The 7787-nt window shown below is 70.4% G+C and carries 12 protein-coding genes; 11 read left to right on the forward strand and 1 reads right to left on the reverse strand.

Annotated features, from left to right (window positions below; genetic code table 11):
* Window positions 1-234: 234 nt before the first annotated feature.
* Both ACH4E7_RS44970 and ACH4E7_RS44975 read left to right on the forward strand, forming a co-directional pair.
* The gene (locus ACH4E7_RS44970) at window positions 235-624 is read left to right on the forward strand and encodes a hypothetical protein (protein ID WP_396255024.1); all 390 of its coding nucleotides are present in this window, start codon (window positions 235-237) and stop codon (window positions 622-624) included.
* A 35-nt stretch (window positions 625-659) separates the two neighbouring features.
* Window positions 660-1016 carry a tyrosine-type recombinase/integrase gene (locus ACH4E7_RS44975; RefSeq protein WP_396255034.1) on the forward strand — a complete coding sequence of 119 codons (357 nt, stop codon included), beginning with the start codon at window positions 660-662 and terminating at the stop codon, window positions 1014-1016.
* Window positions 1017-1079: 63 nt separating this feature from the next.
* Here the strand turns inward: ACH4E7_RS44975 and ACH4E7_RS44980 are convergent, their stop codons facing one another.
* Window positions 1080-1271, reverse strand: coding sequence for a helix-turn-helix transcriptional regulator (locus ACH4E7_RS44980; protein ID WP_396255025.1), 192 nt, complete (start codon window positions 1269-1271; stop codon window positions 1080-1082).
* A gap of 166 nt (window positions 1272-1437) precedes the next feature.
* Between ACH4E7_RS44980 and ACH4E7_RS44985 the strand changes: the two genes are divergently transcribed.
* The 9 genes from ACH4E7_RS44985 to ACH4E7_RS45025 form a co-directional block, all read left to right on the forward strand.
* Window positions 1438-1683: a hypothetical protein gene (locus tag ACH4E7_RS44985; protein WP_360465563.1), complete on the forward strand. Its 246-nt coding sequence runs from the start codon at window positions 1438-1440 to the stop codon at window positions 1681-1683.
* Window positions 1684-1815: 132 nt separating this feature from the next.
* The gene (locus ACH4E7_RS44990; RefSeq protein ID WP_396255026.1) at window positions 1816-2292 is read left to right on the forward strand and encodes a hypothetical protein; all 477 of its coding nucleotides are present in this window, start codon (window positions 1816-1818) and stop codon (window positions 2290-2292) included.
* A 74-nt stretch (window positions 2293-2366) separates the two neighbouring features.
* A complete protein-coding gene (locus tag ACH4E7_RS44995) occupies window positions 2367-4262 on the forward strand; it encodes a glycoside hydrolase family 15 protein (RefSeq protein WP_396255027.1) in 1896 nt (631 codons plus the stop codon).
* A gap of 316 nt (window positions 4263-4578) precedes the next feature.
* Complete coding sequence (locus ACH4E7_RS45000) at window positions 4579-5019, forward strand: NUDIX domain-containing protein (RefSeq protein ID WP_396255028.1); 441 nt, start codon at window positions 4579-4581, stop codon at window positions 5017-5019.
* Complete coding sequence (locus ACH4E7_RS45005) at window positions 5016-5603, forward strand: kinase (protein ID WP_396255029.1); 588 nt, start codon at window positions 5016-5018, stop codon at window positions 5601-5603. Before ACH4E7_RS45000 ends, ACH4E7_RS45005 begins: the two co-directional genes overlap by 4 nt.
* Before the next feature lie 67 nt (window positions 5604-5670).
* Window positions 5671-6141, forward strand: coding sequence for a GNAT family N-acetyltransferase (locus ACH4E7_RS45010; RefSeq protein WP_396255030.1), 471 nt, complete (start codon window positions 5671-5673; stop codon window positions 6139-6141).
* A 59-nt stretch (window positions 6142-6200) separates the two neighbouring features.
* Complete coding sequence (locus ACH4E7_RS45015) at window positions 6201-6647, forward strand: NUDIX domain-containing protein (protein ID WP_396255031.1); 447 nt, start codon at window positions 6201-6203, stop codon at window positions 6645-6647.
* Window positions 6644-7333 (forward strand): isochorismatase family protein, encoded by a 690-nt coding sequence (locus ACH4E7_RS45020; RefSeq protein WP_396255032.1) that lies wholly within the window; start codon window positions 6644-6646, stop codon window positions 7331-7333. Before ACH4E7_RS45015 ends, ACH4E7_RS45020 begins: the two co-directional genes overlap by 4 nt.
* Window positions 7330-7787: MFS transporter (locus ACH4E7_RS45025; RefSeq protein WP_396255033.1), on the forward strand; the 458-nt coding region annotated here is incomplete at its 3' end. The genes ACH4E7_RS45020 and ACH4E7_RS45025, both read left to right, overlap by 4 nt.

The raw sequence follows: 7787 nt of genomic DNA on the forward strand, positions 1-7787 counted from the left end.
ACGCGGGCCTACTCGGAGACCATCAAAGGATCATTCGGGAAGGTACGCCCTCCGCGTTCCTTCCGGAACCGATCCACAGGTCTTCAGCATTGCTCCCAGAAATACGGGGTGATGCGCTTCTCCGACTATGTCGCCGAATGACTCAAAGGCCAGCGCGACCTAAGCCCCACTTCGCTGCGGAACCTCGACTCCCTTCTGAGGAACCACCTCCTCCCCGCCTTCGGCAGCCGACGCATGGGTACGTTCGACCACAAGGTCGTCGAAGCCTTCATCCAGACCATGGAGCGGAACGGCATCGGCATGGCCACCCAGACCAACGTCTTCATCAGCCTGAAGACCATCCTGCTGGACGCGCACCGGCTCGGCCTCTATGAGGACAGCCCGCTCGACGGGGTCAAGGCACCTCAGTACGACCCGGAGCGTGCGGTGATCCCGTCCGTCGCCCAGTTGCAGCAGATCCGGACCGCGGGCGACGACGCCTTCCGCTTGGTCACCGACCTCATGAGCGGCTGCGGGCTGCGAACGGCGAAGCGTACGCGGTCAACATCAACAACATCGTCGCCGACAACGTCTACCGTGTCACCGAGCAGGTCAACCAGGCCACCAAGGCCTACGCCCGCCTGAAGCACCGCAAGGTCGGCGAGTACCGCGACGTTCCGCTGCCGGCCCGCACCAAACACTCCATCGAGTGGTACGCCGATACGTACGGAACCGTGGACGGTTACCTCCTCCGCAATCCCAGGGACATCACCCAGGCCATTCCGCACCACGTCATCGACAGTCAGTGGCGGAAGATCAAGAAATCCGGCCAGGCTGACGTCCCCGAAGGGATGGTGCTCTACGGGCTCCGCCACTTCTTCGCGTCGAACTGCCTGAGTAACGGCATACCGATCACCGACGTGGCGGAATGGATGGGCCACCGCAGCGTCGACGTCACCTTCACGATCTACCGCCACCTCATGCCCGGCTCCATCAGCCGAGCCGCCCAGCTCCTCGATCTCGGCCTGGCCACCTGAACGCGCTGAGAGGGCCCGTCTCGTTCTTTGGGCGGGCCCTCTCAGCGCTTGACGACGGCACGCTCAGGGTGCAGGCATCTTCTGCTGCTTCACCCAGGCCTGCACCTCCGACACCTTGAACTGAAGCTTCGCGTTCCTCCCGCTTCCGAACTTGTACGCGGAGAGGCCCAACCGAGGAGCCTCGCGATAGACCCAGGCAAGAGACATGTTCAGATACTCTGCTGTCTGCTTGACACTCATGAACTGCTCGGGCACGGCTTTTCTCCTCTGTTCGGCTGGACCGTGGCAATCATCGAGGACTCGCCCAGCCCCAGGCCGTCGTCGTCGGTGTCCTGGCCCAGCTGGTCTGGCTGAACAGCATCGACCCCGCCTGGCCGACTGGACCGCTCGCCCCGACCGCCGAGCAGCAGGCCGTGGCACCGTGAGCGCTCAACGACGCATCAGGCGCATCGGACTCGCCGTGCTCTGCTTCCTGCTCGGCGTCCTCGTCGGCGGCGGCGCCATCTACCTGCTGGAGCACCGCACCGCCCTCAGACAGCCGCTCTACCTGGGCATCTTCGCCGTCGTCGCCCTGTGCACCCTCGGCGTGGCCGACCGCGTGGTGGGCCACCGCGCGCCGCCCCCGAACGCCCCGGACCATCCCGGCAACCGCCGCCGGTCCGGCTGAACAGAACGCCCGCAGTACCCATGGCGGCCGTTCGGGCCAGGGCCGCACCCCTTCGACCTCAGAGAGCAGATGATCACGCCTACCGTCCTCCACCGAGGCACCCGCTGCGACGGATCACCCCGGTGGCATCCGGTGAACCTTCGATACGTCGAGGCGCCAGAGCCGTACGAGCCGGACGGCCGCCCAGCGGTGTTCCTCGCCGGAGCAACAGTCGGCTGCCGGGACTGGCAGAGCGAAGCGGTCGACCTGTTCGCGACCGCGGGCTTCGACGGCACGGTGCTCAACCCCCGGCCGTCGCGCAACCCGGCCACCGACCCCTACCGCGCGTGGCAGCCGTTCGGCTGGCAGGACCGCAACATCCGGCGCACCGACGTCGTCCTGTTCTGGAACCCGATCGGGCACGTGCGCGTGCACGACTGCTACGAGGCCGGGTTCACCCCGTACGGCGGGACGGTGATCGTCGGCTGCACCCCGGCCGACCCCGCCCAGCGGGCCAACCGCGTGCTGCTCGCGAACCTCATGCCGTGGTTGCCGGTGGCCGACACGCTCGCCGCCACCGTCGCCGCCGCCCTTGCCGCGCTCGCGGCCCCTGCCCCCGCTCACCACTGACCACTGACCACTGACCACCGACCACTGACCACTGACCACTGACCACCCACCGTCCCACCCACGTCAGGACCCCCGTGCGCACCACCGCCCCTTCCCGGATCGAGGACCACGCGCTCCTCGGCAACACCGTCTCCGCCGCCCTGGTCCGCCCGGACGGCTCGATCAACTGGGCCTGCCTGCCCGGCTTCGACTCGCCAGCGGTGTTCGCCTCGCTGCTCGGCACCGACGAGCACGGTCTGTGGCGCGTCGGCCCCGCCGTCTACGACGGCTCACCGCCCCCGGTCGCCGACCGCCGCCACTACGTGGGCAACTCCCTGGTCCTGCGCCAGGTATGGGACACCAGCGCCGGTACCGTCGCGGTCACCGACTTCATGCCGGCCCCCACCGTCAGCGACCACGCCGAGCCCTGGATCATCCGGATCGTCGAAGGCATCAGCGGCGAGGTCCGCGTCGCCAGCGTCTTCCGGCCCCGTCCCGGCTACGGCGCCACCCGCCCGTACTTCGAGCGAACCGCCCACGGAGCCCACCGGCTACGGGCAACCGCCCACCCGGACTCGTACTGGCTCGACGACCCCCAACACACCGCCAACGTGCGGGGCGTATGCCGGGCCGACTTCACCGTCCGCGCCGGCCAGAGCGTCGTGCTCACCCTCGCCTGGGCTCCCTCCCACCGTCCCGCTGGCCCGGTCCCGCCCGACGCCTTCACGGAACTCGACGTCACCACCGAGTTCTGGGAGCAGTGGGCCGCCGGCTGCACCTACCGCGGCCCGGACCGCGAGGCCGTGGTGCGCTCCGCCCTCACCCTCAAGGCCCTCTGCCACCCGGGCGGCGGTGTCATCGCCGCGCCCACCACCTCCCTGCCCGAGCAGCTCGGCGGCGAACGGAACTGGGACTACCGCTACGTCTGGCTGCGCGACAGCGCGCTGACGATCGCCGCCCTGCTGCGGCTCGGCATCCTCGACGAGGCCCGCCAGTGGCGCAACTGGCTGGTCGACACCGTCAACCCCGAACGCCTCCAGCCGATATACCGCGTCAACGGCGACGCCGACCTCGACGAGGAGACCCTGGACCACCTGCCCGGCTACGAGGGCTCCCGGCCGGTGCGCATCGGCAACGGCGCCGCTGACCAGCTCCAGCTCGACGTCTACGGCGAACTCGCCGACACCCTGCTCCTCGCCGAGGACGCCGGCCTGGCCCCGTCCCCGCAGTGCGACGCCCTGCTCCTGGCGCTCGCCGAGCAGCTGGAGCGGCGCTGGCGCGAGCCCGACGAGGGCATCTGGGAAATCCGGGGCCCGGCCCGGCACTTCACCCATTCCAAGGTCATGTGCTGGGTCGCCGTGGACCGGACCCTGCGGCTGCTGGAACGCCGGAGTGCCACCGACCCTGCCGTCCTCGTCCGCCTCGCCCACCTGCGCGAGCAGATCCACACCGACGTCTGCACCCGCGGCTTCAACCCGGAGAGCGGCACCTTCACCCAGTCCTACGGCAGCCGGGCCCTCGACGCCTCCCTGCTGCTCTTGCCCCTGGTCGGCTTCCTGCCACCGGACGACAAGAGCCTCATCCGCACCGTGGAGGCTGTCCAGCGCGAACTCACCGAGCACGCTCTGGTGCTGCGCTACGCCACCCGCGGGGATGCCGACGGCAACGTGGACGGGCTCGCCGGCCACGAGGGCGCCTTCCTGGCCTGCACGTTCTGGCTGGCCGAGAGCCTTGCCGTCATCGGCCGGCACTCCGAGGCTCGCGAGCTGTTCGACCGGCTACTTCCCCTGCGCAGCGATCTCGGGCTCCTCGCCGAGGAGTACGACCCCCTCGCTCGGCGGCAGCTCGGGAACTACCCGCAGGGCTTCTCCCACTGGAGCCTGACGGACGCGGCCGTCCGCCTGGCCACCCGACCGCAAGCCCGGCGCCCGGCACTGCCCGGACCACGCGCCGCCGTCGACCAGGCGCTTCCCCCCGCCATGGTGGCGTAGTGGGCGGCAGCGAGATGCGCAACACCGTCTGCGGGTCGAAGGTGAACGTCGCTGGCGCGGTTGTCAGTACCCCGTGGCACACTTCCCTGTTCGACCCGCAACCTCCGCACCAGTATGACGAGTTGGGGCTGTTCACCGGATCGTGTGGCTTCTGCCGCGACACGCCGACGCGGCCCTGCCGGGCCGCCTACGGTGGGACACCTGCCTATGCACTCACGTACGACGAACGATCACCAGTTTGATCGCAGCTTCGCCATGCCCTGAACCGGCCGCGCTCCCCGCGCTGGTTCCCTTACCCGTGGGAAGGAGACGTCCCGTGCCGCACACGCTGGTTGTGGGAGTCCACCTGGTCCTGATCGAGAACGGTCGGGTGCTGCTCGGACAGCGCGCCAACACCACCTTCGCCTCCCAGCACTGGCACGCTCCGGCCGGCCACCTCGAAGCGGGAGAGTCCGTCCTGGCCGGCGTGGCCCGCGAGGCCGACGAGGAACTCGGCATCACCATCCAGGAGGAGGACCTCGACCTGGTGCACACCCTCCACCACCTCGACGCCGACGACGGTGCCGCACGCCTCCAGCTGTTCTTCACCCCGCGCGCGTACACCGGCAAGATCACCAACCGTGAACCGGACAAATGCGCCGCCCTCCGCTTCTGGCCGCTGGACGGGCTTCCGGAGCCGACCGCCGGCTACACCGCCGACGCGCTCACGCAGATCACCGCCGGCCGCCCGCTGTCCGTCGTCGGATGGCCGGCATGAGCACCACGAGCCACCCGAGGCTCCCGGCCGCCGGGACGCCTGCGGGGAGCACGGAGACCCGTCTCGTGGTCGTCCGGGGAAACTCAGCGTCGGGCAAGTCGTCGGTCGCGGCGGGCATCCGGGACCGGTTCGGCCGGGGCCTGGCCGTGGTCGCCCAGGACAATCTCCGCCAGATCGTGCTGCGCGAGCGGGACCGGCCCGGCGGCGCGAACATCGGCCTGATCGACACGGTGGCCCGGTACGCATTGGGCGCCGGCTACCACGTCGTCATCGAGGGCATCCTGTACGCCGATCACTACGGCGAGATGCTCCAACGCCTGGTGGACGACCACCGCGGCATCACCCACTGCTACTACCTCGACATCCCGATCGACGAGACGCTGGTCCGCCACGCCTCGAAAACCGATCCCGAGTACCTGGCGGCGGCCGTCACCGAGCGGGAACTGCGCGACTGGTACCGCGAGCGCGACGTTCTTCCCGGCGGAATCGAGACCGTCATCGGCAGCGAGAGCACCCTGCGCGACACGGTCGACCGCATCATGCGCGAGACCGCGCTCTCGGAGTTGCCCGCGCGCGACGGCTAAAGCCGCTGATCGACCGCCATGTCCGTGCCATCGACCGCCCCCACCCGCCTCTATGAGGAGAACCGGAGTGTCCGCACCCGATCCGCGTGTACGCCTTGCCACGCCGCAGGACGCCGACGAGTTGCTTCGGCTGCGCGTCACCGTGCTGACCGACGAACCGGTCACCAACCAGTGGCGGACGACCTTCCGTGACGACATGCGCCAACGCCTGGGCACCGACCCCAACCTGCTCGCCTACGTCGCCGACGCCCCCGGCGGCAGCCTCGCCGCCTGCGCAATCGGCATCGTCTACCACGGCTACTGCGGCCCCACGTACCCGACCGGGCGATGGGCCAGGATCCACACAGTCGTCACCGACCCCGGCCACCGCCGCCAGGGCCTCGCCCGCGCCGTCACCAGCGCGCTGGTCACCGCGATCAAGCAACGCGGCTGTTCCATCGAACTGCGCGCCACCGACGCCGGCGCCCCGCTCTACCGCAGCCTCGGCTTCGAGCCCGTCGACGGCTTCATGGCACTGCGCTCCATCTCACCGGGATGAACCGGCTAACCCCCCGCGACTCCGCCCTCCCGCCCTCCCACGTCAACGAGGAGCACCTGATGCACGAGACGAGCAGGCTGTCGGTCTGCGTCATCGCCCACGACCTGGACACCGACCAGATCGCCACCGTCCGCTACGCGCGGCGCAGTTGGACGCCGGGGCCCGCATGGACGATGCCCGGCGGGAAACTGGACCCAGGTGAGGACTCGCTGGAGGGCGCCCGCCGCGAGCTCAAGGAGGAGTCGGGCATCACGGCCGCCACCTGGAGCCCGCTCGGCGAGATCGCGCTGATGACCAAGTCCACCGCCCGCCTGCACATGTTCATCGCCCGGGATCTGACGGTCGGTGAGCAGGAGCTGACCGGCGCCGAGACGGGCATGACCGTGGAGTGGTGGCCGCTGGAGGAGGCAGTGGCCGCCACGATGGACGGCCGGCTCCTGCTGTCCGGAGCGGTGGTGTCGGTCCTGATGGCTGCCCAGGCCGTCAGTGCAGCGGGGCGCGTGTGAGCGCCCAACCGGCAGCGGAGGTGCCGGCCCGGGTGCACGGCTGGGTGATCCCGGAGCGCGAGTACGCCCGCCAAGAGCAGCGCCGGGGACGCCGGCACGCCTACACCCGGCTCGACCCGGCCCGCACCGCCCTGGTGGTGGTCGACATGGTGCCCTTCTTCGACGGGCCGTACGCGCGCGGCATCATCCCGCAGATCGAGGCGCTGGCCGATGCCCTGCGCCATGCCGGCGGTCTGGTGGCCTGGGTACTGCCGGGCGACGGCGAGCCGACCGCTGCCCGCCAGGAGTTCTACGGCCCCGAGATCGCGGAGATGTTCCGCACCTCTGGCGGCAGCGGCCCGCTCGCCGGGCGCCTGTGGCCGCAGTTCACCGTTGACGAGGGCCGCGACCTGCTCGTGGAGAAGGCCGTATCCAGCGCGTTCTTCCCCGGGTTCTGCCCGCTGCCCGGCCTGCTGGCCGAGCGTGGCATCGACACCGTGGTGGTGTGCGGGGTCGTCACCGACGTGTGCGTGGCCGGGTCGGCGCGCGACGCCTTCACCCTGGGCCTGCGGGTGATCGTGGTGGCCGACGGCACGGCCGCCGGCAGCGATGAGGTCCACAACGCCACCTTGCGGACCCTCTACCGGTCCTTCGGCGACGTGCGGCCCACCACGGAGGTCCTCGATCTGATCCGGGCGGGCCGGTGAACCCGCCCCCGGCTCGCGGTCGGCCGGACCGTCCGGGCGCGCTGTGGCGGCAGCCGGACTTCCGCAACTACGCCCTGGGACAGGGGATCTCGGTCGCCGGCAGCGGGGTGACGCTGGTGGCCGTTCCGGTCGTCGCCGCGCTGCAGCTGCACGCCTCCACCCTGCAGGTCGCCGGCCTGGCGGTGGCCGGCCGCCTGCCCCCGCTGCTGTTCACCCTTCACGCCGGCGTGCTGGCCGACCGCTGGCCCAAGCGGCCGATCGTCATCGCCTGCGAGCTGGCCAGCGGCGCCGTGCTGGCCAGCGTGCCTTTGGTGTCGCTGGTCGCCACACCGTCCCTGGTCCAGCTGTACACGGTGTCGTTCCTGGTCGCCTCCCTCCAGGTCCTGGGCAGCACGGCGTCCACCGCCTTCGTGCCGCAGCTGGTGGAGCACCACCAGCTGGTGGAGACCAACGC

Origin of the sequence: Kitasatospora sp. NPDC018058, assembly GCF_044327205.1 — a bacterium.
Lineage (GTDB): Bacteria > Actinomycetota > Actinomycetes > Streptomycetales > Streptomycetaceae > Kitasatospora.